This is a genomic window from Gelidibacter sediminis (assembly GCF_004364975.1).
In the GTDB taxonomy this organism is placed as follows: domain Bacteria; phylum Bacteroidota; class Bacteroidia; order Flavobacteriales; family Flavobacteriaceae; genus Gelidibacter; species Gelidibacter sediminis.
Map to the genome: position 1 here is coordinate 593,872 of NZ_SOBW01000008.1, position 24,353 is coordinate 618,224.

Genomic DNA, 24,353 nt, shown 5'->3' on the forward strand with positions numbered 1-24,353 from the left:
AATTCGTGTCTCTAAAATCTCATCGTTTCAAAGCCTCAGGAAAGCCTTCCACCGTCAAATCCCATAGCATTGGCAACATAAAATAGACAAACAAAGTCAAAATGACGATAGATATAACATTCATCACAACCCCCTTGCTTACCATATCAGGAATGCGCAAATACCCAGAGCCGAAAACCACGGCATTTGGAGGCGTAGCTACAGGCAACATAAACGCACAGGACGCAGCCACCGCGGCGCCCACCATTAGGATAAATGGATGAATGTCTACAATAACCGCCATGGGAGCCAATACAGGTAACAACATGGCCGTAGTTGCGGTATTGGAAGTGATTTCCGTTAAAAAGTTGATGGATGCAATTAGTAGAAGAATTAAAATAATGGTCGATAAACCAGCAAACGTGGTCATTTGATTGCCGATAAACGCTGCCAATCCGCTCGATTCAAATCCGCTTGCAATTGCTAATCCACCACCAAATAATAGGATTACACCCCAAGGCAGTTTAACGGCATCTTCCCAAGTCATTAATTTTTCTTTTTTATTTTTTGAAGGGATCAGGAATAGGACTATTGCAAAAATGATGGCAATAATGGTGTCATCTAATTTAGGAATGAGTTTGTCAAATAGGATGGACCGGGTAATCCAAAAGAAAGCTGTTGTTCCAAAAACAATCGCTACCATTTTTTCTTCATAACTTATGTTGCCGAGCAATTTCAATAATCGATTGATTTCGGTCTTTCCTCCAGGAAATTCTTTTTGAGTAAAATTAAATGCGTAGGAGGTTAAATATTTCCAACAAATAAAAAGGAGTACAAGTGAAATTGGCAAACCGAACATAAACCATTGTAAGAAGGTAATTTCGTAATCATATATATTCGAAACAACACCCACTAAAATCAAGTTTGGCGGCGTACCAATTAAGGTTGCAATGCCACCAATGGAAGCACTATAGGCTATGGCCAGCATCAATGCTTTTCCAAATACATCCGTCTCATTTGCTACCGTATGGGGATTGTCTTTTAATTGGGTGATGATGGCAATGCCAATAGGTAGCATCATGACTGCCGTTGCGGTATTAGAAATCCACATGCTCAAAAAAGCGGTAGCGAGCATGAAACCGAGGATGATTTTCTTAATGTCAGAACCAATAAAATTGATGATGTTGAGGGCAATGCGTTTATGAAGGTTCCATTTTTCAATGGCAATGGCAATGATGAAGCCGCCTATATATAGAAAAATATACTTGTGTCCGAATGACGCTGTAGTGGTGCCAAGGTCCAATCCACCTGATAACGGAAATAAAACTATTGGCAATAGGGCCGTCACTGCAATAGGAATGGCTTCGGTAATCCACCAAATGGCTACCCAAGCCGTGGAGGCCAGTATGGCTCTAGCTTCCGTAGAAAGACCCTCAGGTTTAAAAAAGAGTAGAATCAGAATAAAAGCTAATGGACCTAAGAAAAACCCGATGCGTTTAATAGTGCTCATAATTTTTGATTGGTGCAACTAAGATATGTTATTTAGTACTTTGATTAAAAATAAAATGTGTATCGCTTTAGCACTAAAATATCAGCCTCTTTAAACCAATTTGTTATCGACAGTTGTTTTCTACTTTGTAGTTAATAGCATTCTTCCTACATTTAACCAAATCAAAACCTTATGCTAAAAAAAGTTTTTGGTAGTGCCGTTTTTGGCGTGGAGGCCACAACCATTACTGTTGAGGTGAACGTTGACAATGGTGTAGGCTATCATTTGGTAGGTCTTCCAGATAATGCAATTAAGGAAAGTAACTATCGTATTGCCGCTGCATTGCAAAACAACGGCTATAAAATTCCGGGAAAAAAAATCATCATTAACATGTCGCCCGCCGATTTACGCAAAGAAGGCTCTAGTTATGATTTGACTTTAGCCATTGGTATTTTAGCGGCCACGGGACAAATTCAAGCAGACCATTTAGACGACTATTTAATAATGGGCGAATTGGCTTTGGATGGCAATTTGCAACCCATAAAAGGTGCATTGCCTATCGCTATTAAAGCACAGGAAGAAGGCTATAAAGGATTTATTTTACCGATGCAAAATGCAAAAGAGGCCGCCATTGTTTCTGATTTGGAAGTTTATGGTGTGGAAAATATAAAGCAAGTCATCGATTTTTTTGATAAAAACGAACCGATTGAACGAACCGTAATTAATGTTCAGGAAGAGTTCTATAAAAATTTAGACTTCCCGGAATTTGATTTTTCAGATGTTAAAGGTCAAGAATCCATAAAACGCTGTATGGAAATTGCAGCGGCAGGTGGACATAATATCATCTTGATTGGACCTCCAGGTGCTGGAAAAACAATGTTGGCAAAACGATTACCAAGTATTTTGCCACCCATGACCATGCGGGAAGCCTTAGAAACCACCAAAATCCATTCGGTGGCTGGTCGTGTTAAGGACAATACAGGCCTAATGTCGCAACGTCCGTTTAGAAGTCCGCACCATACCATTTCGAACGTTGCTTTAGTTGGTGGGGGCAGTTATCCCCAACCCGGAGAAATTTCATTATCTCACAATGGCGTGTTGTTTTTGGACGAATTGCCAGAATTTAAACGTGATGTATTGGAGGTGATGCGGCAGCCTTTAGAAGATCGAGAAGTCACAATTTCAAGAGCGAAGTTTACAGTAACTTATCCATCCTCATTTATGTTGGTAGCCAGTATGAATCCGAGTCCGGGCGGTTATTTTAACGATCCTAATGCGCCAGTAACCTCGTCTCCTGCAGAGATGCAGCGCTACTTGAGTAAAATCTCAGGACCGCTTTTAGATCGGATTGATATTCATATTGAAGTGACACCTGTCCCATTCGAAAAATTATCTGACGAACGTAAGGGCGAAGCATCTATTGACATCAGAAAACGAGTTACAGCTGCTAGAGAGCGACAAACCGAACGTTTTCAAGACAATCAGAACGTACATTACAACGCTCAAATGAATACCAAGCAAATCCGCCAATATTGCATTTTGGATGATGCTTCCAAAAATCTCTTAAAAACAGCAATGGAACGCTTAAATTTATCGGCGCGAGCTTATGATCGTATTTTAAAAGTTTCAAGAACTATTGCCGATTTAGAAGGTGTGGCTGAGGTCAACGGTTCTCATATTAGTGAAGCCATTCAATACAGAAGTTTGGATAGAGATGGCTGGTTAGGTTAACCTCTTTTAGATTGAAATATTTTATTAAGCATAAATTATAATCACAGTACTAAAAATTATACACTCTTCATGAAATCATTACTACTCACTATTCCTTTTTTATTAGTCTTAAACTGCAAACAATCCGAAGAAAAAAAGAAAAATGTACCTATAACTACTGTTGAAATTGAACAGGTAACTGCACCTACACTTCATTTAGAAGAAGCCAATCGGTTGGCACAATTACCCATTCATTGCATTCAGACAGAATATCCTAATAAACTAGGTCAAACCATTGGTGGTAAGGAAGATTTGCAAGAGCCGAAAACACTCCACCCGGCATTTTATGGATGTTTTGATTGGCATTCCGCAGTACATGGTCATTGGAGTCTGGTCAGTTTGCTAAAGCAATTTCCAGAACTCGAGAATGCAGAAGAGATCAAAAAAATGTTGCAACAAAATATCTCTAAAGAAAACATACAAAATGAAGTCCAATATTTTTTTGGGAAGCACAATACAAGTTATGAGCGCACTTATGGTTGGGCGTGGTTATTGAAACTTGCTGAAGAATTGCATACCTGGGATGCCCCTCTAGCAAGAGAATTGGAATCCAATTTGCAACCCCTAACAGATCTTATTGTAGAAAAATACATCGAATTTTTACCAAAGCTTAATTATCCTATTCGTGTTGGTGAGCATCCTAATACCGCTTTCGGACTGTCCTTTGCCTACGATTATGCTGTAACGGTAGGAGATGATACTTTAAAAGCGCTTATTGTGCAACGCGCGAAAGATTTTTATTTACAAGATGTTAATTGTCCATTATCGTAGGAACCAAGTGGATTTGATTTTTTATCGCCATGTTTTGAAGAAGCGGCATTAATGAAAAGGGTGTTGCCTAAACAAGAATTTGAAAGTTGGTTGGCTGAATTTTTACCACAATTAAAAGATAAGAACTTTAAGTTGGAACCCGGCATCGTGAGCGACAGAACTGATGGCAAATTGGTGCATTTGGATGGCGTTAATTTTTCAAGAGCATGGAGTTTATATGAAATTGCCAAAGATTTACCAGAATATGCACATCTAAAAAATACAGCAAATGCACACATCAACTATTCCTTGCCAAGTATTGTAGGCGACAGTTATGAAGGCGGGCATTGGTTAGGCAGTTTTGCAATTTATGCCTTAAATACCATAACACGTGATTAAAAATTGGTTTAAAAACATTGGTCCGGGTCCTCTAGTTGCTGCTGCTTTTATAGGTCCGGGAACAGTGACGGTGTGTACTTTGGCAGGTGTAAATTTTGGCTACGCATTGCTTTGGGCCATGGGCTTATCAATTTTAGCTACGATAGTGCTTCAGGAAATGTCAGTGCGTTTAGGTATTATTACTCAAAAAGGTCTGGCTGAGGTTATTAGAACTGAAATTGATAACCCTATTTTGAGAGGTCTCACCATACTCTTAATCTTATCTGCCATTGTTATTGGTAATGCCGCATACGAGGCTGGAAATATTAGTGGAGGTGTGTTAGGATTGGAAACCATTCTAGGCAATCCTTCAGTAGCTATCGGGAATTTTGATATAAATATATTAAGTCTGATTATTGGCGCTATTGCTTTTATAATACTTTATATAGGAAATTACAAAGTCCTAGAGCGGGTATTGGTGACTTTAGTGATATTGATGAGTATAGCATTTTTGCTCACTGAAATTATAACAAAACCGGATTTGTCTGATATATTTAAAGGATTGTTTGTTCCGAAAGTAACAGAAGCTAACTTGTTAACAATTATTGGCTTAATCGGTACAACTGTTGTCCCTTACAATCTTTTTTTGCATGCCTCATTGGTCAAGGAAAAATGGCATCATGAAACGGATTTAAAATATGCACGGAAAGATACTATTGTAGCCGTAGTATTGGGTGGAATCGTCTCTATGTGCATCATCATTTCAGCGGCTGCCATTGATGCCCAAAATATTGCAAGTGCGGCCGATTTAGCAAAAGGTCTTGAGCCTTTATTTGGGCAGTTTGCCAAATATTTCTTGGGCATCGGATTATTTGCTGCTGGCATAACCAGTGCCATTACGGCGCCTTTAGCAGCAGCTTATGTCACAACTGGTTGCTTGGGATGGTCCTCTAATATGAAATCAAAACAATTTAAAACCGTTTGGATTAGTATTTTAGGTATGGGTGTTTTGTTTTCGTCTATCGGTTTCAAATCGATTGAAATTATCAAATTTGCCCAAATTACCAATGGATTATTGTTGCCAATTATTGCGGCGTTTTTGTTATGGGTGATGAACAAATCCAGTATTTTAGGAGTTTATAAAAATACTATTATCCAAAATGTTATCGGCTATATCATTTTAGGATTGGCGATTTTTTTAGGAGCAAAGAGTATTTTAAAAGTTTTTGAAATTATTTAGAAGAATTTTCAAGGTCGCAATTTTTAGGATTGATGGACTGTCCAAAGTTGTATGATTAAGGGTTCTCGTCAAAAAAAGAACAAATAGGTATTTTTGTTCAGCGTAAATTTGCGAGGATCTCCGGGATAATTTTTTATACGCTTATTATTGGTTCCCGCTGATTACGGAGATATCCGGGGATTTTTTTGTAGTATGGGAAAGCAGATAAACAATTTGTTGGGCAACGTTTTGAAAAAATAATAAGTCAACAGATTAAAACCCAAAGATTAAAAACTTTAGTTAGTGAATTTCCTGTTAGATATAATGAAGAGAAAAACAATAGATATCAATGCTGATGTAGGCGAAGGCCTAAATAATGAAGGGCAATTGATGCCATTTCTCTCTTCGTGTAATATTGCCTGTGGCGGTCATGCCGGAGATGCACAAACAATGCAATCTGTAATTGCTCTGGCAAAAGAAAATAAGGTAAAAATTGGAGCACATCCATCATTCCCTGACAAAGAAAATTTTGGACGCATATCAATGGATTTGGACGACGCTACCTTATTAAAATCCTTAATAAATCAAGTGCAAGAGCTTATAAAACATCTAGAGGCTCAAAATGAAAGTTTAAACCATATTAAGCCTCATGGAGCGCTTTATAATTTAGCCAATACCGATGCGCGCTATGCAAAAGTTGTAGTAGACTTAATGAAACAATTTGATAATACGGTCAAACTTTATGCGCCTTACCAGTCGCACGTTGCCGAATTAGCCATTCAAGAAAGTATTCCCATGGTTTTTGAGGCCTTTGCAGATAGGGCTTATAATGAAGATTTAACTTTAGTATCACGATCTGACACTAGAGCTTTGCTTACTGATTCAAATCAGGTTTGCCAACAGGTGCTTGATATGGTGTTGCGTAAAGAGGTCAAAACGATTACGGGTAAAACGGTTTCCTTAAAAGCGGAGACCGTATGCATTCATGGCGATCATCCTAATGCTGAGGCCCATTTAAAAAAGTTGACCGAATGTCTATTACAAAACCATGTTGCTATAATATAGATTTTGAGCTCTTATAAACTGACATATACGCGTTTTTCAGAAAGGTCCATTTTAATTCAATGGCCGGAAGAAATTGATCCTAAAATTCATAAAGATTTACTGCGGTATAAAGAAAATATTCTGAAATATTCTAAAGATATTATTCAAGTCATTAATACCTATAACGCTTTACTCCTTGCTTACACTACAATCGAAGTTGATTATAAGAATGAGATTGAACGATTAAAACTTTTGAGGACTAAGACGCTAGCAATAGAGCCACTTCAAACTAAACTTTGGAAAATCCCTGTATGTTATGATGTCAAATATGGGCTTGATCTAGAAGAATTAGCAGCAGCTAAAAACAGCTCAATTGCTCAACTCGTTCAATGGCATACTGAAGCTGTATACAAAGTTTATTTTATAGGTTTTTTACCTGGATTTCTATACCTAGGAGGTCTCGATAACCGACTTATCATGCCACGACGACAGCGTCCGAGGCCTCAGATTATGAAAGGTGCAGTTGGGATTGGTGGCAATCAGACGGGTGTATACCCAAATGCAAGTCCGGGAGGTTGGAACATTATAGGAAATTCGCCTATAACATTTTTCGATGCTAAGGCTAAACAGCCATGTTTTGCAAATGCTGGAGATAATATACAATTTGTAGCTATAGATATAAATAGGCATGCTGAAATTAGAGATCAAATTGATCATGGAAATTACAAATTAGAAAGCGAAGTTGGTAATGGTTGAAGTACTAAGAACGGGTTTATATGATAGTATTCAAGATTTAGGACGTCTTGGATATCAACATTTGGGAGTGCCAACTTCTGGTGCCATGGATCAGTATGCCGCTTCATTGGCAAATTCAATCTTAGGCAATCAGCCTGAAGACGCGGTTTTAGAATTCACACTATTAGGGCCAAGCTTAAGATTTCACATCTCAACTGCCATTTGCATTACCGGAATGCAGAGTGACGCCAAAATAAATGGTCGCTCGGTGAGTAATAATACAGTCATCAACATTAATCAACAAGATCGTCTTTCATTTGGGCAACGAATTTTAGGAAGCAAAGGCTATGTTGCCGTTTTGGGAGGGTTTCAATCTGAAAATGTCATGGGAAGTAGGAGCATGTACCAAAACATCACACAGAAACCACGGATTCTAAAAAATGATCAACTCTCTATACTGCAACTTACATTAATAAATAGGCAGCCAAATGCCCATGTTAATACACCAGTTTCGCATTTTAATAGTGCTCAACTCGAGGTTTTTAAAGGTATGGAATTCAACAGGCTATCTCGTGTCCAGCAGGACCTTTTGTTTAAAAAGGAATTTATGGTATCTAAAGATTGTAATAGAATGGCCTATCCGCTAGAAGGTTGTTTGGAAAATAATTTGGAATCCATCATCACAGGCCCTGTTTTGCCAGGTACGGTACAACTAACACCATCAGGCCAAATGATTGTTTTGATGCGTGACTGCCAAACTACTGGTGGTTATCCGAGGATATTACAGCTTACGGAGATGGCTATTAATCAGTTATCGCAGAGAGCTCCAGGAGAAAAATTTACATTTAAGATAGCATAAATAGGATAAAAGCATAAATCTTGATAGTTTAGAGGTAATATTATAAATTCTATTATCTATATCATATAATCAACTTTTACCAACCAGATATGAAAAATTTATTACTTCTCATTTTAGGAATTCTAATTGGCGCATTTATTAGCTATTTTTATTTTAGTAAATCTGATACAGATGTTACAATTACCACTCCAAAAGGTCTTATTACGCCTGAACAGGCCATGACTTTGGATAAGGCATACAACCCAAGGTATAAATTGATAAGCGACTCTATTGTGACACGAAAAGGCGGTGATAACCGGTCATCCTGGTACGGACTGGAACAAATGCGCAATTATTTAAATTATGCTGAAAACCAAGCTAAAGACCTAGGGTACACCATGGATGGTGTCCGCATTTATTTGGGTGCCCATCCCAACCAAAATGGACAAGCGGGCTATACAACCATGTTTTTAATTCCAACAGGAAATATTCCTAAAGCGGCGGCGTCCATGTTTAGTTTAAATATGCAAGAGGAAGGTGGCGACATTCCTGATGCTGACGGACTGGATATGGGAAGTCAAGGTTATCCTCCAAGCGCTAATTATCCGCAATAGCTAAAAATAATGGATGAATTTTTAAGGCTTAATTACTTCAATATTACTTATTCGGTTGAAGCATTAGCCGCAATCACAGGATTAATTTGTTTTAATAAGTACAAAAAAACAGCTATAAAATATTTTATTCCATTTGTTATATATGCTGTATTGGTAGATGTTATGGGCAGCTATCCAATGTTTTTTGCGCATTTTAGTGTTTACCATATCATTCAAGGCACGCTGTTTGAAAAAAACTATTTATATTTTGCTGTTTTTTGGGGTATTGGGACGGCTGTGTTCTATGTGTTCTTTTATAGGAAGATATTGAGGAATAAGCGTAGGAAACAATTTTTAGGATATACAGTACTTGTTTTTTTATTTTTAGCTATACTCGATTTGGTTTTAAATATCGATAACCTTGAATCTACCCATAACATTTATGTGGGAGGCTCACTTCTTATTTTATTATGTGTGGGTTTATATTTTATAGAGATATTAGAGAGTGATAAAGTTTTAACATTTTATAAATCCATTTATTTCTGGATCAGTTGCGTTATATTGATCTGGTTTCTAATAACAACACCTTTACAGTTTTATGAGATTTATTTCTCTAGTGCAGATTGGAATTTTATTTTTTTAAAATGGCAAATTTTCTTATTTGCCAACAGCTTTATGTATTTATCATTTACTTTTGCTTTATTATGGTGCAAACCTCAGAACGCCTAATTAGTACAGATGCCCAAAGGTATTTGTTAATTTATATGATTGCTGTACTAGTAATTGTTACGGTGCTTATTGTCGTGTTTTTTATCGTTTTCCAAAAGCGGAAAAACAAGCTTTTGTTGGATAAAATTAAACAACAAAAGAAATTCGAAGAAACGGTTTCTAAAACTAAAGAAGAAATTCAGGAACAAACCCTAATGTACATCGGACAGGAACTTCATGATAATATTGGTCAGTTACTCTCTTTGGCCAGTATGCAAATGGGTATGTTAGGCGTTAAAATTACAGCGGATATTAAGGAACCTTACGTTGAAACACAAAAAATAATTAAAGAAAGTTTAGGTGAAGTTAGAGCACTTTCAAAATCCTTAAATACCGAAGTCATTCAAAATAGAGGATTTGTTGAGTCCATTAAATTTGAAATCTCACGACTGAATAAGTTGAAATTGATGACGGCCGAATTTGTAATTAAAGGTGTTGTCATCCCTTTTGAAAACCCCAAGGATAGTACTATCCTATTTCGTATTTTACAGGAATTTATTTCCAACACGGTAAAACATGCTGATGCAACAACGCTTCAAATTTCATTGGAATACACACCAGATGAATTGCATATTACTGCTACAGATAATGGCATAGGCTTTATTATGGATGAAGTTGAGGATAGTTCAGGCTTATTAAATATGAAAAATAGGGCAGAGCTAGTAGAGTCAACGTTTCATATTACTTCACAACCAGATCAGGGCACAAAACTCGTGTTAAGGTATCCAATCGTTAAACGGACGTTAAGCACCTTAGATTTGTTATAAGCCTTGACTTAATTACGACCAATTGTATGAATTATGATTCATTCTATATGTTGATTCATTAAACCTCAAAAAAAGTTTCTACGCTCTATTCTTTTCTCTCTTTTCTTTTTAAATCTTCTACCAACGTTCAACACTCCCTACAAACATGCTTCCCAAATTGGGTCACTAGGCAAAGGAGCTTCAACATGAATATGTTCATTGGAAACAGGGTGTACAAAAGATAAGGTACGAGCATGTAAACTAATGCTGGCATCAGGATTGCTTCTAGCAAAGCCATATTTTAAGTCGCCTTTAATGGGGCAGCCAATACTAGCTAACTGCGAACGGATTTGATGGTGTCTTCCCGTTTCTAAAGCGACTTCAACAAGGTAATAATTGTCTAAATTTTTAAGGACTTTGTAATGCAGAATAGCTTTCTTGCCGTTAGCAATTTCTTTTATATATGCAGAAGATTTGTTGTTCTTCGGGTTCTTTTTAAGCCAATGAATCAGCGTGTCTTCGGTTTTCGGAGGCATTTGCTTGACGAGTGCCCAATAGGTTTTTTGAGCATCTTTTTCAGCGAATAGTTTATTGAGGCGCGGTAATGCTTTACTCGTTTTTGAAAAAACAATGACTCCTGTGGTTGGCCGGTCTAACCGATGTGCTAAACCTAAATAGACATTTCCCGGCTTGTTATATTTTTCTTTTATATAGGATTTGACAACCTCGCTTAAAGGTTTATCGCCTGTTTTATCACCCTGCACAATATCACCTGCTCGTTTGTTGACGATGATAATATGATTGTCTTCATACAGAACTTGGAGATTGTCTTTATTTGAAAGCATTTTAGACACTATATATGTTTACGGATTATCTATTAAAAACAAATGGCATAATTTTCACTTCAAAATAAACAACTACCAGCTGAAAACTGCCCATTGAAAATTAATATTGTTCCTCATCATTAGGGAAATCTACAGCTTTTACATCCTTTACATATTGTGAAATGGAATTGGTCATATCTTCATATAAATTCATATAGCGACGTAAGAATCGCGGATGAAATTCATGAGTCATCCCTAGCATATCGTGCAGTACTAGCACTTGACCGTCTACACCGTTACCAGCACCAATTCCTATTACAGGAATGGAGATACTTTCAGCAACTTCTTGTGCTAATTTTGCGGGAATCTTTTCTAATACAATAGCAAAACACCCTATGCGTTCTAGCATGAGCGCATCTTCTTTGAGTTTGTGAGCTTCTTCCTCTTCTTTGGCTCTAACGGTATAGGTTCCAAATTTATAAATGGATTGCGGTGTGAGTCCGAGATGGCCCATAACTGGAATCCCGGCATTCAATATACGTTTTATAGACTCCTTAACTTCTTTGCCACCCTCTAATTTAACGGCGTGTCCGCCACTTTCTTTCATTATTCTGATGGCAGACCGCAAGGCTTCCTTAGGATCGCTTTGGTAACTTCCAAAAGGTAAATCAACCACAACCAAAGAGCGCTCAATGGCCCTAACCACACCAGCAGCATGATAAATCATCTGGTCTAAAGTAATTGGTAACGTAGTCTCATGACCTGCCATAACATTACTTGCAGAATCACCAACCAAAATCACATCAACACCAGCACCATCAACAATTTTTGCCATGGTATAATCATAGGCAGTTAGCATGGATATTTTGTCGCCATTGGCTTTCATATCCACTAGTGTTTTTACGGTAATTCTTTTATAATCTCTTTTTGCTATAGACATCGATAAAAATTTAGAAGTGTAAAAATAAGTGATTTTAAATAAATGTTCGTTTTAAGCTCTAATTGCGGGCAGCACCCATAAATGTTTAGCTTTTTATTCCACGGTTTCTAATAGAAACTGGTTATTGACGTATTAACAGTCTGACAGGTGTACACCAACAGCTAAGCCGCCTTCCGAGGTTTCTTTATATTTGGTATTCATGTCTTTTGCGGTTTCCCACATGGTTTGAACAACTTTATCCAATGGTACCTTAACATTTTTAGGATCTGTATTTAATGCCAGTTCTGCAGCATTAATGGCCTTTAGGGCACCCATAGCATTCCGTTCTATACACGGGATTTGAACCAGTCCGCCAATAGGATCACAAGTTAAGCCAAGGTGGTGTTCCATAGCTATTTCAGCAGCAATTAAAACTTGTTCTGGGGTACCGCCCAATAATTCGCATAAAGCTGCTGCTGCCATGGCTGAAGACACGCCTATTTCTGCTTGACATCCACCCATAGCAGCCGAAATGGTTGCATTTTTTTTGAAGATACTCCCAATTTCGCCTGCCACTAAAAGGAATTTTTTAACATGTTCAAAATCTGCCTCGTGGTTTTCAATCACCATATAATACATCAAAACCGAAGGAATTACACCAGCACTACCATTTGTTGGTGCGGTAACAACACGTCCTAACGCAGCATTAACTTCATTCACACTTAGAGCAAAACAACTAACCCATTTTAAAATTTGTCGAAACTTGACTTCTGTTTGACGTATGGTTTCTAACCATTCATGCGGATTGTTATAAGGAATGTCACCTTTTAAGTTTTCATACATGTCATAAGCACGACGTCTGACATTTAATCCACCCGGTAAATTACCCTCAGTATGACAGCCTGTATACATACATTCTAACATAGTATTCCAAATACGTTTCAATTCAAAATCAATGGTTTCCATATCTCTAATGGATTTCTCATTTTCTAAGACTACACTTGAAACGGGCAAATTTAAATCTTTACAAAAGGCCAGGAGCTCAGTGCCTAATCGGATAGGGTAAGGAAAAGTGTTTTCAAAGATTTTACAATTCTTTTTTGAAACTTTACGTTCTTCCTTAACTACAAATCCGCCACCAATTGAATAAAAAGTAGAACTCGATCTTCGGCCGTCAATCATTGCAGTAAATTTCATACCATTAGCGTGAAAGGGTAAAAATTTACGATTGAAAACGATGTCTTTTTTAGGGTCAAAGGAAATTGCAACTTCGTTATTGAACAACAAAGTGTTAGTAGATTTTACAGTTGCAATGATAGATTCTAAAGTATCAATAGGGATACGTTCAGGATCTGCACCATAAAGTCCTAAAATAACTGCATAGTCTGTAGCATGACCTTTGCCTGTTAATGATAGGGAGCCAAAAAGGTCTACAGTTATATGCTCAACCTTATTAAATTTATTGCTGTCCTTTAGTTCTTTAATCCAGCGTTCAGCCGCACGCCATGGACCTAACGTATGCGAACTTGATGGGCCAACGCCAATCTTTAACATATCAAATACTGAAATACACTCCATTAACGATATCGATTTAGAGCTACAAATATAGCCTCTTTTATTTCAAAATAGAATGCTAATCCATATGAAAAAATATAGACGAAAGTATTCTCAAGAATCCAGTGATTTGCAATATGAGCGGTAAGATATTTTGAGTATGGGTCGCGTTATAATATTCTCAAGAATATTAGAATATTAGAGATGCCCTGAGGTTATATTATTTGGCAATCGTTGGACTAGGGATGTTATTCCAAACATTTTAAAATGTGAAAACAAGGATTGATATACAATATAAAAGGATGTGCTACCAGATATCACTATCATTTTAATCTGCCAAGACTAATCGGCAAGATTAATTTGATAGATGATGAGATAGGACATCCCTTTCAAGAAGCTATATATACTGATATTATTTTACATCAACATGTTCAATTTGAGCAGCTTGCATTACCAAGTTGATGTCAGACACATCAACACCGTCAATATTGTCAGCCGGAACGACCACTACTCTGAAAACTTGATTTTGCGTCCAATCTGATGATAATTTAGAAAAATCAGTTGTGCCATCTAAAAAGAAACGGACGTCAGTTTGGGTAAAATCAAAGTTGTAAACTAAGTCACCATCATCAAACCGTACCGTTTGAGGCAGCATACGCCAAATGTCGACACCGTTACTCGTTTCCCATAGGATATATACAAGTGTAACGTCAGAAACTAAGACTTCAAAACCATAGTTTTCTGTAAAGGAATAATTATTGGCAGCATTAAAGTTAACGTCTATTTCAAATGCTGAAGCGGTAACAATACCACCATCAGCGCCATCAAACCCTGGAGGACCTGGAGGGCCTGGAGGGCCTTGGTCGCCTGTACATGCAGTTAAGGAAATGGCCAATACAAATAATAAGGATGCGATCTTTTTCATGTGATTTCGTTTTAGGTGATCTGTAAATTTACGAATCCTTATTTATATATGGTATAACTCTGTCAAAACTAATATATAAATGACACCTTGTCATATTTTCTGTCATGGCACAATGATTGACATATAGAAAGAGAAATTAAAAAATTAATAATTCAACACAAAACATATATTATGAGTAAAATAATTGGAATCGATTTAGGTACAACCAACTCTTGCGTTTCGGTAATGGAAGGTAACGAGCCAGTTGTAATTCCTAATGCAGAAGGTAAAAGAACCACACCATCTGTCATTGCTTTCGTAGAAGGCGGTGAAATTAAAGTTGGTGACCCAGCAAAGCGTCAGGCAGTTACAAACCCAACAAAAACTGTATCTTCCATTAAGCGTTTTATGGGTAATAAATATTCTGAATCTAAAAAGGAAGCAGAACGTGTACCATATAAAGTAGTTAAAGGCGACAATGATACTCCTAGAGTGGATATTGATGGCCGTTTATATACACCACAAGAATTATCAGCAATGATCCTTCAAAAAATGAAGAAAACTGCTGAAGATTATTTGGGTCAAAATGTAACTGAGGCGGTTATTACCGTACCAGCTTATTTTAATGATTCACAACGTCAAGCGACTAAAGAGGCTGGTGAAATTGCAGGTTTAAAAGTTCGTCGTATCATTAACGAACCTACTGCAGCAGCTTTAGCTTATGGGTTGGATAAAAAAGGAAAAGATCAAAAAATTGTTGTTTTTGACTTTGGGGGTGGAACGCATGATGTTTCTATCCTTGAGTTAGGAGATGGTGTTTTTGAAGTACTATCTACAGAAGGCGATACGCACTTAGGTGGTGATGATGTTGATGAGAAAATCATCGATTGGTTAGCTGACGAATTTAAAAAAGAAGAAGATATTGACTTGCGTAAAGACCCTATGGCGCTTCAACGTTTAAAAGAAGCATCAGAGAAAGCAAAAATTGAATTGTCATCTTCAGGACAAACTGAAATCAACTTGCCATACGTTACAGCTACAGCAAGCGGCCCAAAACACTTGGTAAGAACGTTGACTAAAGCGAAGTTTGAGCAGTTAATTGATGATTTAGTAAAGCGTACCATCGAGCCTTGTAAGAATGCAATGAAAGCTGCCGGTCTTTCTAAAGATGATATTGACGAGGTTATTTTGGTTGGTGGTTCTACTCGTATCCCAGCTGTACAAGAAGCCGTTGAGAATTTCTTTGGTAAAAAACCAAGTAAAGGTGTAAATCCTGATGAAGTTGTTGCCGTAGGTGCTGCTATTCAAGGTGGTGTATTGACTGGTGATGTTAAAGATGTATTGCTTCTTGATGTAACACCGTTGTCTTTAGGTATTGAAACTATGGGTAACGTGATGACGAAGTTGATTGAAGCTAACACGACAATTCCAACTAAGAAATCGCAAATATTCTCGACAGCCGCAGACAATCAGCCTTCAGTGGAAATCCACGTATTACAAGGAGAACGTGCTATGGCAGCCGATAATAAAACAATTGGACGTTTCCATTTAGATGGTATTCCACCTGCAAAACGCGGAACGCCACAAATTGAAGTAACATTTGATATTGATGCCAATGGTATTATTCACGTTACTGCGGGAGATAAAGCTACAGGGAAATCACAAGATATCCGTATTGAGGCGTCTTCTGGATTAACTGAAGAAGAAATCAAACGCATGAGAGCTGATGCCGAAGCAAATGCTGAAGCCGATAAAAAAGCGAAAGAAAAAGCAGACAAATTAAATGCTGCTGATGCAATGATTTTCCAAACAGAAAGTCAGTTGAAAGAGTTTGGAGATAAATTATCTGAGGATAAGAAAAAACCAATCGAAGAAGCGCTTGAAGAATTAAAAACAGCTTTTGAATCTAAAGATATCGCAGTTATTGATCCAGCCCTTGAGAAAATCAATGAGGCTTGGAAAGTAGCTAGTGAAGAAATGTACAAAGCTCAGGCCGATGCTCAGGGTGGTGCACAACCAGGACCTGACGCAGGAGCTGAAGGAGGTCAGTCTGACGAAGGCAGTGATGTTGAGGACGTAGACTTTGAAGAAGTGAAGTAAGATAAACTTAGATTTTGGAAACAAAATTTTAGTAAGTCTTAGCCCATTTTTTTGGGATTACTAAACTTATTATAATAAAAAAACGCAATCCTAATCAGATTGCGTTTTTTTATATGTTTCAGATTGTGCGTAGACTCAATTTCTTGAGCTTAAAACATCTCCATCACAATTCACTTTTAAATTTAATTTTTTATCATCTTTTACAATTTGAAGATGGTAGACTCTTTCAACGTCTTTATTATTGGCATATTTTACTTTAAACACAGTTGAGTTTAGTCGCCATCCTGGATATTCACTTAAGAGTGATAATCGCACTTTTTCAGATAATTGAATGTTTTCAAACTTCTCAACCGACTTTACAAGTTCGCCTTCATTATCATAAATGGCCATGATTTTACCTAAATGATTTTTAAATATGAATAGATAGGATTCATATTTGCCGTATAAATCGGATGATGAGATATCATAACTAGCAGCGGCAGTTTCCAAATTGATGACTCCTTTAGCCGCATACGGGTCATGTACAGCATTGTAGTACGTAACATTTTTTATTGGTGATAGAATAATTTCATCTAAATTAACATAAGAAATTGAGGTTTCAGGTCGCTGAGCATTTACGATGTTGCAAAAGCCTAGTAATACAAGACTTAATAACATGGATTTGATTTTTTGTGTTGTTTTCATGATTTCTAGCAGTTTAAGTTATAAATTGAATAGTAACATTTAATTTGATTTTTAAATTTCACTTACTATCAATCTTTAAATTCATTTTTTATTGTCATTATCTATTGTACATCTTATATACAATGGATATTCCGGTTCAACCAATCGTGAGCCCGATATTTAAGTTTTATTTTATGTCCATTCAGGGTGGCTACTTCTGAGTGTGGTTTATCAAAGGTTCTGGCCATATGATACCTTCAAAGTTCTCAACAGATTAAGTAAGTTACCTCCAGGATTAAAACACGCTAATACTTTATCCTACTCAGAGTCGAAAAGTATAGTGTTGTAATTAGTGTTTTCTTAAAGCTTGGAGTCGATATAGAAAACGCAACCTTTACTGAAGGTTGCGTTTAGTTTGGAGGATACATTATAGCGCTATTTTTTAAATGTTTTTAGGATTTAAAATAACCCCTTTACAATCAATCTTCAAGTTCATTTTTTTCTTGTCATTTGTCAATTGAACTTCGTACACACGTTTGATATCTTTATTTAAGGTATAATTTACACGGTATTCCGTAGTATTAAGCTTCCAATCAGGATATGTGTCTCTTAAAGCAATTCTAACATTTTCAGGTAATCGAATTCCTTCAAATTTCTCATTAGATTTTAACAACTCCCCATCCGCATTAAAGTGGGCTAAAATGCTACCGTAGTTACCTTCAAATAACACTTCATATTCATTGTGGTTTTTAGAATACACCTTGGCACTTTTAATATCATATTTGCCAACTTCATATTCTAGGGTTTTGGCCTGAATGGGCGCATTGGGGTCGTTTACTAAATTAAAATAGGTTGCGTTTTTCAGTGATGAGACAATGATCTCATTTAAAGCTACTTGCTCCGCCTGGTCAGGCAGGTTTTGTGCGTACGTTAGGGTGGTCAGACCTAAGAATAGACCAATCATTAAAGTTTTCATAATATATTTATTTAGAAGCAGGTGGCCAGCTAACGGGAGCTAATCTTTAAGCTACTTGAAGATTAACTTTCATTATTTAACAGTCCAATGCAGAAATATGGGCATTATTGTCTAGTAGCAAGTTCACCGCATAGGTGATATCGCTAAGTGATATTAAAAATTTAATAATTGATTCTTACTAGGGAATTTTGCGTACTTGTAAAAGTGTGGGGGAAGTTTGTTAATGTAAAGGTAAATGATTGTTGCGGAGGTTTTTGCTACTAAAATAGCACAAGGTTAATTTTAACACAATTTTTTGTTTTTAATAATTAAGTAGGTGAATCTCTGTGTTGTGTTTGTGCACGCAACATTTCAACGTCTAAAATTTCAATATGTTTACGGCCCACATCAATTATGCCTTCTTTTTTTAAACGTTGTATATGTCTATTTATCACCGCTCTGGAGGTACCTATCATTTGTGCCAATTCGTCGTGAGGTAAATTATCAATATGTTCAATCCTCCGGGTTTCCTTGTTGTAATGTTGCAACAATAAATTGGCTACGCGCGCCGTAATTGTATTTGTGCCAATATCCAGTATTTGGGTTTCAAGCAATTTAAACTGTTGTATGGTATATTGAAAAAAGGCATTTAAAGTTTTTGGATTGTCTTTTAACCAATCTCTCATAATATCTATCGGAATGACCAACAATTGTAAATCTTCAAGTATTTCATAACACACATCATGCTGCACGGTGTTGATAAGCGTAAACACATCAAACACGTCATGATTGGAAAGGATAAATAATGTTAAATACTTATCGGATTGATTTAAATTGTAGACTTTAATCTTGCCCTTAACAATAAAGTGAAACTTGTAAAGATTGGTTTCTTTGGCAATAGTATGTTCACCCTTTATAAGATCTTTCAATGTGCAACTGGATACCAATTTTTCTAGAGCTTGTGTGGTAGTAGTTTTAAAAATTGAATTGTGTCTTAACAGGTCAACTAAGTAATTGCAATTATTTTGGTCTGCGTCCATTTTAAAGTGTTATGTAAGCAGCCCATAGCGTCAGAGGGTGAAATAATGGTTAAAATTACGTAAATAATTTGAAGTGAGTAGATTATGTCAATTGTATTTTAAAGTACTATGCATGCATAATAATTGTTATATTTGTAAAAATTAAATCGCTATATGTCAAAACTCAACCAACTTCTCAATATTAAATATCCTATAATACAGGCCCCAATGTTTTTGGTTTCTAACACTGCAATGGTTATTGAAGCCATGAAAAGTGGTATAGCTGGGTGCATTCCAGCATTAAATTATAGGACCTTGCCAGAACTGAAAACCGCAATTAAAGAACTTCAGGAGGCCAAAGTAATTGGAGGCTCTTTTGGTTTTAATTTAATTGTCAATAAATCGAATATAAAATATAAAGATCAGTTGCGGGTGTTGTGCCAAGAAGGCTGTGATTTTATAATTACCTCTTTAGGCAGTCCGGAAGAGACCATTAATCAAGCGCATAAGGCTGGTATTAAAGTATTTTGTGATGTTACTGATTTAAAGTTCGCTAAGAAGGTAGAAGCTTTGGGCGCTGATGCCATTATAGCCGTTAACAATGAAGCTGGTGGACATCGTGGTGAAATTTCGCCCAGAGAATTTATTGAACTTTTAAAACAAAACTGCAATATCCCCATCATTTCTGCTGGTGGGGTAGGAACAAAAGCTGATTTAGATCAGATGCTTGCGTATGGTGCAGATGGGGTGTCTATTGGCAGTCCGTTTATTGCATCTGTAGAAGCAGGGGTCACGGAAGAGTATAAACAAGCTTGTGTTGATTATGGAGCCGATGATATTGTCATGACACAGCGTATCTCTGGTACACCCTGTACAGTGATTAATACGCCTTATGTCCAAAAAATTGGCACTAAAGAATCGTGGTTGGAATCCGTATTGAACAAGAACAAAAAATTGAAAAAATGGGTTAAAATGATCCGATTCTCAATTGGAATGAAGGCCACGGAAAAGGCTGCTAAAGAGGCCACTTATAAAACCGTATGGGTAGCCGGACCTAGTATTGAATACACTACAGAAATCCTCCCAGTAAAAACCATCATTCAAAATTTAACTGTTTAAAATAGTGTTTGAGTCAATGATTGGCGCATATGGTGGAGTTAAACACACTAACTTTAACATTGTAAATAGTTCAATATGCGCTTAACATCTTCTGAACCTTTTTGGTTGGTAAAAAATGGAATTATCAATTCCTACCCGTCGTTAGATCAAGATCTAAACACCGATATTGTAATTATAGGTGCCGGAATTACGGGCAGTTTAATAGCGCACCAATGCATTGCCGATGGATATCAAACGGTCATTATTGACAAACGTGAAGTGTGTCATGGCAGTACATCTGCTACAACGTCTATGCTTCAATATGAAATTGATAAACCGTTGTATAAGCTTATTAAGATGATTGGTGAGAAAGGTGCTGTGCTCAGCTATAAAGCCTGCTTTGATTCTATAGATCAGTTGCACTCCCTTTCAAAAGCTATAAAATCATCCTGTGGTTTCACAAAAAAGCAATCGCTGTATTTTGCCTCCAGGAAAAAAGATGTGGCTTGGCTAAAAAAAGAGTTTGAAGCAAGAAAAACACATGGTTTTCCTGTTGAGTGGCTAGATGCGGCAACAATTAAAACTACTTATCATCTTGAAAACTCCTATGGTGGCATACTTTCAGATCAAGGTGGGAGTATTGATGCCTTTCAAATGGCTCATGATTTACTCCACTATAATCAGAAAAAGGGACTTCAAATTTATGATAAGACAGATGTAGAAAGGATTGTTTATCGCTCCAACGGTGTTATCATTCAAACAGAATATGATAATACCATAACCGCTAAAAAAGTAATCTTCTGCAACGGTTTTGAAAGCACAGATATCATTCCTGAAAAAATTGTCAATTTGTTATCCACTTATGCCATTGTAGGCGAGCAAAATAGAGAAGACCAATCGCTTATAGCAAATACTCTTTTTTGGAATACTTCTGATCCGTATAATTATTTGCGCACCACTGATGATCATCGATTACTGATTGGGGGTGAAGATGAAGATTTTGTGAATGCTGAAAAAAGAGATGCGTTACTAAAAATTAAGTCATCTAAATTAGAAAAGCTTGTCCATAAAATTTTGCCTAAACATCATTTTAGGGTCGACTTTGGATGGGCAGGAACTTTTGGCGAAACAAAAGATGGTTTACCTTATATAGGTAGACATCCAAATTTCAAAAATGCATATTTTGTCTTAGGATTTGGCGGTAATGGTATTACATTTTCTACCATTGGTATGGCAATGGTGTCTGCTATGCTTAAAGGTAAAAGGCATCAACTTGCACACTATTTTAAATTTGGCCGATAGTTTTTAATGTATAGAGTACTAAATGTTCTATAAAAGCAAAATCCGAGTTGATGTTTAGATCTTGTATCACCCTCTTAAACTCATAAAGAATTCTAAAGTTCTAGCTCGGGATTATAGTTAAACAATTATTTGTGATTTGTTTTCAAATTTTTCACGTCAAAAGGGTGGCTTTTATTTCCATAAAATTCAATATAAAAATTTCTGAATTATATAGGTTTCATCATCGATCAACAGTAAAAACCACATTTCATATTACCAATAATTTAACATATCTGAAGTATGTAATTTGTTAAATTTCAAATATTTAGTATAAAATATGTTAGAATAATGTTAATTATTTATATATTTGAAGTCTCCATTGAATAATCTTGCATTATTCAGATAGTAGATTAATAGCCTTTTTAATTTTGTATTCAAGTAAATGAAGCCCTAGATATTAGGGTGTCATTAGATGAATCGTATGATTTGCCTCCAAATCTATGAGAACTCGACATATTGGTTATGATTTAAGGTTATTAATTTAAACTATATCAACATGGAAAGTTTTACAAAAAGCGAAATCGCATTGGGGCAATGCAGATTTGCCCAAAGCTTTTATTACCGGCTCAAATTATTCAAAACTCCATTTAGAAAGCTAAAACACCTTGTGTTCATTATGCTTTTTTTTATGTCTAGTTCTATTTTGTTTTCACAGAACATTCAAGGGGTAACGCCTACGGTTTCTCCTAAGGGAGGGTTTGCTGTAGACGGTGGTGCCTATGCAGGTGAACCTGCATCTTTTTCTACAATAGGCGACTTCTTCTACAAAAGAGGAGCAGAACCTAATTTTGCTGATACAGCCACCTCGCCAGGTGGTCTTTTTTATAAAGACCCCACTGCACCATTTGGCTATAGAGCAACCTACCCCAATACCTTCTTTTTTAGGGATGATATAACCACTGAAGATCCTTCGGTTTTTGATACGGCATCAAAAATTGATGATAACCCAAACACCTATAAATGGAAAAAGGGCTCATCACCAACTAAGAATGAATTACAGACAACCATTGTGCATTTTACTAACGGAGACCCGGCCATTGGAGGAAATGCTGATGATTTATGGGTAATATTTGCGGCTGACCGAGAAGATACTGATGGGAGTAGTTATATAGATTTTGAGTTTTTACAGAAGCCGTTAACACTTACGGGAGCAATCACTCCAACGAACACTTCAGGAGGTTTCATTTCTGAGGGTACTGACGGTGGGCGTACTATAAATGACATTTTGGTAACTGTTGAGTTTACCAAAGGAGGTGTGGCAGCAAATGTAGTAGTTTTAAGATGGGAGCCGAAAAGTGGGGGTGGCTTTGAGTACAAGCCGTTCACTGGTTTTCCAGCGGGTAGTATTTTAGCTTCTAACAACAATCTCCAAACCATAGTTCCATATCCTATATACGATCAACCAGAAATAGCACCGGGACAATATCAATATTTGGTTAATCAATATGCTGAGGGGGCTGTTAACTTAACGGCGTTATTCTCCGTAGCTGATCCATGTTTTAATATCAGTACATTATTTATAAGAACAAGAACTTCTGGAAGTTCAGGTTCGGCACAGTTAAAAGATTTTCCTACAGAAGGACCTATTCAATTAATTGAAGATTTAACACCAATTTCAGACATTGTCGCAACATCTGTATGTGTTGGACAACCAATTACGTTAACAGCCAGTTCTAGTTTGCCAGCAACCAATTATAAGTTTTTTATTGATGCGAATGAGAATGGTAAATTTGATACGGGAGAGACTGTACTTCAAAATGGTGCGAGTAATGTTTATAGTGATGTTGGTCTAACATTGACTGCAGATGATGTTGTAGGCGTATTGGTTTTAACGAGTTTGGGTTGCGAAGATGCTTCCACCACAGGATTGACCTACTATAATACCCCTAATGTTGAGGCTGGGCCAAATAAAGAGTTAACATGTACGACTACTTCGATAAATTTAAGTGGCTCAAGTACAACCGCGAATGTTTCTTATGCTTGGATTGCCAGTGACGGTGGCCATATTGTGAGTGGTGCTGATTCAGCAACACCTCTTGTTGATATGCCAGGCACATATACTCTAACTGTAACAAGTGCCGAAGGTTGTACAGCTACTGACCTTGCTTATATTACTATTGATGATATCACACCAACAGCTAACGCTGGAGCAGATGTCGAGTTGACCTGTACTGTTACCAGTATGATGCTTACTGGCATTGGGGATTCCACAAATCCTGATGCCGACCTGGTATATGCATGGAGTGGTCCTAGCGGCTACAGTGCGAGTACGGCCCAGATCACGGTCTCTGTTGCCGGTGATTATACCCTGCGTGTGACCGATAACGACAACGGTTGTTATATGGAGGACACCGTTACAGTGGGTCAGAATTCAGATAAGCCTACAGCAGACGCTGGGGCAGATGTGGAGCTCACCTGTACCACAACGAGTGTCATGCTTACGGGCGTTGGGGATTCCACGAATCCTGATGCCGACCTGGTATATGCATGGAGTGGTCCTAGCGGCTACAGTGCGAGTACGGCCCAGATCACGGTCTCTGTTGCCGGTGATTATACCTTGCGTGTAACCGATAACGACAACGGTTGCTATATGGAGGATACCGTCACGGTTGGAGAGGATAAAACGGTGCCTACAGCAGATGCTGGGGCAGATACGGAATTGACCTG

The 24,353-nt window shown here is 37.1% G+C and carries 20 protein-coding genes and 1 pseudogene; 13 read left to right on the plus strand and 8 right to left on the minus strand.

All coding sequences use genetic code 11. The annotated features are described in order from the left end of the window. Nucleotides 1-19 precede the first annotated feature (19 nt). A complete protein-coding gene (locus BXY82_RS09285; protein WP_133757919.1) occupies nucleotides 20-1,489 on the minus strand; it encodes an SLC13 family permease in 1,470 nt (489 codons plus the stop codon). Between the two features lie 171 nt (nucleotides 1,490-1,660). Here BXY82_RS09285 and BXY82_RS09290 point away from each other — a divergent pair, with 171 nt between their 5' ends. The 9 genes and pseudogenes from BXY82_RS09290 to BXY82_RS09330 all read left to right on the plus strand — a co-directional run bounded on the left by BXY82_RS09290 (nucleotide 1,661) and on the right by BXY82_RS09330 (nucleotide 10,330). After that, a complete protein-coding gene (locus tag BXY82_RS09290) occupies nucleotides 1,661-3,199 on the plus strand; it encodes a YifB family Mg chelatase-like AAA ATPase (protein WP_133757920.1) in 1,539 nt (512 codons plus the stop codon). A 69-nt stretch (nucleotides 3,200-3,268) separates the two neighbouring features. Beyond that, nucleotides 3,269-4,387: pseudogene (locus tag BXY82_RS09295) on the plus strand (DUF2891 domain-containing protein). Further along, on the plus strand, nucleotides 4,380-5,606 hold the full coding sequence (locus tag BXY82_RS09300) for an Nramp family divalent metal transporter (protein WP_133757921.1): 1,227 nt from the start codon (nucleotides 4,380-4,382) through the stop codon (nucleotides 5,604-5,606). The pseudogene BXY82_RS09295 and the gene BXY82_RS09300 overlap by 8 nt, the downstream one beginning before the upstream one ends. A gap of 303 nt (nucleotides 5,607-5,909) precedes the next feature. Then, entirely contained in the window at nucleotides 5,910-6,650 is a 741-nt protein-coding gene (pxpA, locus tag BXY82_RS09305) for a 5-oxoprolinase subunit PxpA (RefSeq protein ID WP_133757922.1), read from the plus strand. A gap of 3 nt (nucleotides 6,651-6,653) precedes the next feature. Continuing rightward, nucleotides 6,654-7,385 carry a 5-oxoprolinase subunit PxpB gene (pxpB, locus tag BXY82_RS09310; RefSeq protein WP_166643284.1) on the plus strand — a complete coding sequence of 244 codons (732 nt, stop codon included), beginning with the start codon at nucleotides 6,654-6,656 and terminating at the stop codon, nucleotides 7,383-7,385. Then, nucleotides 7,378-8,223, plus strand: a complete 846-nt coding sequence (locus BXY82_RS09315) for a 5-oxoprolinase subunit C family protein (protein ID WP_133757924.1) — start codon at nucleotides 7,378-7,380, stop codon at nucleotides 8,221-8,223. Before pxpB ends, BXY82_RS09315 begins: the two co-directional genes overlap by 8 nt. Nucleotides 8,224-8,312: 89 nt before the next feature. Continuing rightward, nucleotides 8,313-8,816, plus strand: a complete 504-nt coding sequence (locus BXY82_RS09320) for a hypothetical protein (RefSeq protein ID WP_133757925.1) — start codon at nucleotides 8,313-8,315, stop codon at nucleotides 8,814-8,816. Between the two features lie 9 nt (nucleotides 8,817-8,825). Continuing rightward, nucleotides 8,826-9,524, plus strand: coding sequence for a hypothetical protein (locus BXY82_RS09325; protein ID WP_133757926.1), 699 nt, complete (start codon nucleotides 8,826-8,828; stop codon nucleotides 9,522-9,524). After that, nucleotides 9,500-10,330 (plus strand): sensor histidine kinase, encoded by an 831-nt coding sequence (locus tag BXY82_RS09330; RefSeq protein ID WP_243835771.1) that lies wholly within the window; start codon nucleotides 9,500-9,502, stop codon nucleotides 10,328-10,330. The genes BXY82_RS09325 and BXY82_RS09330 overlap by 25 nt, the downstream gene beginning before the upstream one ends. Nucleotides 10,331-10,467: 137 nt before the next feature. Here the strand turns inward: BXY82_RS09330 and BXY82_RS09335 are convergent, their stop codons facing one another. The 4 genes from BXY82_RS09335 to BXY82_RS09350 form a co-directional block, all read right to left on the minus strand. Next, the gene (locus tag BXY82_RS09335; protein ID WP_133757927.1) at nucleotides 10,468-11,154 is read right to left on the minus strand and encodes an RluA family pseudouridine synthase; all 687 of its coding nucleotides are present in this window, start codon (nucleotides 11,152-11,154) and stop codon (nucleotides 10,468-10,470) included. A gap of 100 nt (nucleotides 11,155-11,254) precedes the next feature. After that, nucleotides 11,255-12,073, minus strand: a complete 819-nt coding sequence (gene panB, locus BXY82_RS09340; protein WP_133757928.1) for a 3-methyl-2-oxobutanoate hydroxymethyltransferase — start codon at nucleotides 12,071-12,073, stop codon at nucleotides 11,255-11,257. Between the two features lie 132 nt (nucleotides 12,074-12,205). Further along, nucleotides 12,206-13,630, minus strand: coding sequence for an L-serine ammonia-lyase (locus BXY82_RS09345; protein ID WP_133757929.1), 1,425 nt, complete (start codon nucleotides 13,628-13,630; stop codon nucleotides 12,206-12,208). A gap of 388 nt (nucleotides 13,631-14,018) precedes the next feature. Then, a complete protein-coding gene (locus BXY82_RS09350; protein ID WP_133757930.1) occupies nucleotides 14,019-14,531 on the minus strand; it encodes a hypothetical protein in 513 nt (170 codons plus the stop codon). A gap of 171 nt (nucleotides 14,532-14,702) precedes the next feature. Between BXY82_RS09350 and dnaK the strand changes: the two genes are divergently transcribed. Then, a complete protein-coding gene (gene dnaK, locus BXY82_RS09355; RefSeq protein WP_133757931.1) occupies nucleotides 14,703-16,610 on the plus strand; it encodes a molecular chaperone DnaK in 1,908 nt (635 codons plus the stop codon). Nucleotides 16,611-16,745: 135 nt separating this feature from the next. Here the strand turns inward: dnaK and BXY82_RS09360 are convergent, their stop codons facing one another. From BXY82_RS09360 to BXY82_RS09370, 3 genes are all read right to left on the minus strand, one after another. After that, a complete protein-coding gene (locus BXY82_RS09360; protein ID WP_133757932.1) occupies nucleotides 16,746-17,294 on the minus strand; it encodes a hypothetical protein in 549 nt (182 codons plus the stop codon). Between the two features lie 421 nt (nucleotides 17,295-17,715). Beyond that, nucleotides 17,716-18,249: a hypothetical protein gene (locus BXY82_RS09365; protein WP_133757933.1), complete on the minus strand. Its 534-nt coding sequence runs from the start codon at nucleotides 18,247-18,249 to the stop codon at nucleotides 17,716-17,718. Nucleotides 18,250-18,557: 308 nt separating this feature from the next. Continuing rightward, entirely contained in the window at nucleotides 18,558-19,268 is a 711-nt protein-coding gene (locus BXY82_RS09370) for a Crp/Fnr family transcriptional regulator (protein ID WP_133757934.1), read from the minus strand. Between the two features lie 153 nt (nucleotides 19,269-19,421). On the opposite strand from BXY82_RS09370, the gene BXY82_RS09375 reads away from it, so the two are divergent. From BXY82_RS09375 to BXY82_RS15440, 3 genes are all read left to right on the plus strand, one after another. Then, nucleotides 19,422-20,366 (plus strand): NAD(P)H-dependent flavin oxidoreductase, encoded by a 945-nt coding sequence (locus tag BXY82_RS09375; RefSeq protein ID WP_133757935.1) that lies wholly within the window; start codon nucleotides 19,422-19,424, stop codon nucleotides 20,364-20,366. 75 nt (nucleotides 20,367-20,441) lie between these two features. Beyond that, a complete protein-coding gene (locus tag BXY82_RS09380; RefSeq protein WP_133757936.1) occupies nucleotides 20,442-21,647 on the plus strand; it encodes an NAD(P)/FAD-dependent oxidoreductase in 1,206 nt (401 codons plus the stop codon). A 667-nt stretch (nucleotides 21,648-22,314) separates the two neighbouring features. Then, the coding region (locus BXY82_RS15440; RefSeq protein WP_166643285.1) for a hypothetical protein at nucleotides 22,315-24,353 on the plus strand (2,039 nt) is incomplete at its 3' end.

What these genes read in the sequence shown, in the direction of transcription:
- dnaK (WP_133757931.1), top strand. Translation starts at nt 14,703, where the DNA reads ATGAGTAAAATAATTGGAATCGATTTAGGTACAACCAACTCTTGCGTT.
- BXY82_RS09290 (WP_133757920.1), top strand. Translation starts at nt 1,661, where the DNA reads ATGCTAAAAAAAGTTTTTGGTAGTGCCGTTTTTGGCGTGGAGGCCACA.
- BXY82_RS09370 (WP_133757934.1), bottom strand. Translation starts at nt 19,268, where the DNA reads ATGGACGCAGACCAAAATAATTGCAATTACTTAGTTGACCTGTTAAGA.
- BXY82_RS09335 (WP_133757927.1), bottom strand. Translation starts at nt 11,154, where the DNA reads ATGCTTTCAAATAAAGACAATCTCCAAGTTCTGTATGAAGACAATCAT.
- BXY82_RS09380 (WP_133757936.1), top strand. Translation starts at nt 20,442, where the DNA reads ATGCGCTTAACATCTTCTGAACCTTTTTGGTTGGTAAAAAATGGAATT.
- BXY82_RS09365 (WP_133757933.1), bottom strand. Translation starts at nt 18,249, where the DNA reads ATGAAAACTTTAATGATTGGTCTATTCTTAGGTCTGACCACCCTAACG.
- BXY82_RS09285 (WP_133757919.1), bottom strand. Translation starts at nt 1,489, where the DNA reads ATGAGCACTATTAAACGCATCGGGTTTTTCTTAGGTCCATTAGCTTTT.
- BXY82_RS09315 (WP_133757924.1), top strand. Translation starts at nt 7,378, where the DNA reads ATGGTTGAAGTACTAAGAACGGGTTTATATGATAGTATTCAAGATTTA.
- BXY82_RS09345 (WP_133757929.1), bottom strand. Translation starts at nt 13,630, where the DNA reads ATGGAGTGTATTTCAGTATTTGATATGTTAAAGATTGGCGTTGGCCCA.
- BXY82_RS09330 (WP_243835771.1), top strand. Translation starts at nt 9,500, where the DNA reads ATGGTGCAAACCTCAGAACGCCTAATTAGTACAGATGCCCAAAGGTAT.
- BXY82_RS09375 (WP_133757935.1), top strand. Translation starts at nt 19,422, where the DNA reads ATGTCAAAACTCAACCAACTTCTCAATATTAAATATCCTATAATACAG.
- BXY82_RS09360 (WP_133757932.1), bottom strand. Translation starts at nt 17,294, where the DNA reads ATGAAAACAACACAAAAAATCAAATCCATGTTATTAAGTCTTGTATTA.
- pxpA (WP_133757922.1), top strand. Translation starts at nt 5,910, where the DNA reads ATGAAGAGAAAAACAATAGATATCAATGCTGATGTAGGCGAAGGCCTA.
- BXY82_RS09325 (WP_133757926.1), top strand. Translation starts at nt 8,826, where the DNA reads ATGGATGAATTTTTAAGGCTTAATTACTTCAATATTACTTATTCGGTT.
- BXY82_RS09320 (WP_133757925.1), top strand. Translation starts at nt 8,313, where the DNA reads ATGAAAAATTTATTACTTCTCATTTTAGGAATTCTAATTGGCGCATTT.
- panB (WP_133757928.1), bottom strand. Translation starts at nt 12,073, where the DNA reads ATGTCTATAGCAAAAAGAGATTATAAAAGAATTACCGTAAAAACACTA.
- BXY82_RS09350 (WP_133757930.1), bottom strand. Translation starts at nt 14,531, where the DNA reads ATGAAAAAGATCGCATCCTTATTATTTGTATTGGCCATTTCCTTAACT.